This is a genomic window from Salinicola aestuarinus (assembly GCF_003206645.1).
Lineage (GTDB): Bacteria > Pseudomonadota > Gammaproteobacteria > Pseudomonadales > Halomonadaceae > Salinicola > Salinicola aestuarinus.
The window spans coordinates 1-1497 of the sequence record NZ_PZJP01000030.1; the positions used below are offsets into that span (position 1 = coordinate 1).

A 1497-nucleotide genomic window follows, 5' to 3' on the forward strand; every position below is an offset into this window, starting at 1 on the left:
TGCGCGACTCATCTCCGCCGGCCCCTCAAAGCTCTGACTCGCGCCCTTGACCGTGACCTTACCAGTGGCATGCAGCTCGATATCGCCGCCCTTGATGCGAACGTAAGCCCCGCCGCTGACCAACAGGATCTCATCGGCGGCGGAGAGATCGACTTTCTCTTCGCTGGAGGTGACGTTGAGATCGCGCCGGGCGGTGGCTTCGAGATTGTCCGACTGTGCCTGCATCTGGACCTTGCCGCGTGCGGCGAAGAGTTTGATGCCGGCTTTCTGCACGAACAGCGAGAGCTTCTCCGAGATCGACGCGACAAGGCTCTTGCCGGTGGCGATGTTGACATCCTCACCACTCGCCACGCTCAGCGATCGCCCCTGCGCCAGGTGCGTCGATTCCGGCGTGCTCATCGTGATGCCCGCCGGCGAGGCCATGTGCAGCCACGGCGCTTTCATGCGTGCGGATTCGCCCCGCCCGCCGCTGTCGCTGGCGCCGGCGGCGTTGCTCTGGTCGGCCTGTCCTGATGAACTGGCGAGCTGTTCGCTGGTGCCGTAGCTGTCGTCGGCGTCGTCTCCGGCCTGCTTGAGGTTCTCGCGGCTGTCGAGGGCGTCGGCGTTGTGATCCGCCGCAGCGTGTCGGCGAGCTGGTAGGCGCTGTCGAGCTGCTGTCTGGCCGGGGTGAGGTCTAGCTGGTCGCCGCTGGCACCGAGCTGACCCCAGCTGGTGAGGTAGAGCCCCTGATTGGCGCAGATGGCGCCGTAGGCGTCGGTGCGTAGCTCGAACCCGGTGCCGCGGAAGGCGCCGCGAGTGTTGCCGGTCTGATGGATCAGGTAGCCCAGGTTGAGCTGGCTCTTCTCGGCTTCGGAGTTGAGCCGCACGCGCTCCTGATCGGTGGCATCGTCGAAGACGAGTTCGGTGTACTTGCTGCCGCGGTAGGTCTTGCTCTTGAACCCGGAGAGCAGGCCGTGACTGTGCCACTCGGGCGTCTGCTCGCCGTTGTAGACCCGCCCGGTGATCAGCGGACGAACGGGGTCGGCCTCAACCGCGCCGACACGCCGCTTTTGGAGATCGTCTCCGAACCCGACATGCGCTCAGCCAGGGAAGCGGTCGCCTACATCCGCGCGATCCACGCCATCGTTACCTATCTGGGGATTTCCGACGGCAACATGGCCGAGGGCTCCATGCGTTGCGACGTCAACGTCTCCGTTCGCCCCAAGGGGCAGGAAGCCTTCGGCACCCGTGCCGAGATCAAGAACGTCAACTCGTTCCGCTTCGTCGAGCGGGCGATCGAGTTCGAGGTCGAGCGCCAGATCGAGCTGATCGAGGACGGCGGCAAGGTCGTGCAGGAGACGCGCCTCTACGACCCGGATCTCGACGAGACCCGCAGCATGCGCACCAAGTAAGAAGCCAACGACTACCGTTACTTGCCCTGTCCCGACCTGCTGCCGATCATGCTGGATTCCGCGTATATCGAGCACCAGCGCACCACCCTGTCGGAGCTACCCACCG

The 1497-nt window shown here is 65.1% G+C and carries 2 protein-coding genes and 1 pseudogene; 1 reads left to right on the forward strand and 2 read right to left on the reverse strand.

The window, feature by feature from the left end; all coding sequences use genetic code 11:
* The coding region (locus tag DOM41_RS17835; RefSeq protein ID WP_245391897.1) for a DUF2345 domain-containing protein at positions 1-444 on the reverse strand (444 nt) is incomplete at its 3' end.
* Positions 441-866: a type VI secretion system Vgr family protein gene (locus tag DOM41_RS17840; protein WP_245391898.1), complete on the reverse strand. Its 426-nt coding sequence runs from the start codon at positions 864-866 to the stop codon at positions 441-443. The genes DOM41_RS17840 and DOM41_RS17835, both read right to left, overlap by 4 nt.
* 150 nt (positions 867-1016) lie before the next feature.
* On the opposite strand from DOM41_RS17840, the pseudogene gatB reads away from it, so the two are divergent.
* A pseudogene (gatB, locus tag DOM41_RS17310) lies at positions 1017-1497 on the forward strand (Asp-tRNA(Asn)/Glu-tRNA(Gln) amidotransferase subunit GatB); the annotation flags it as partial.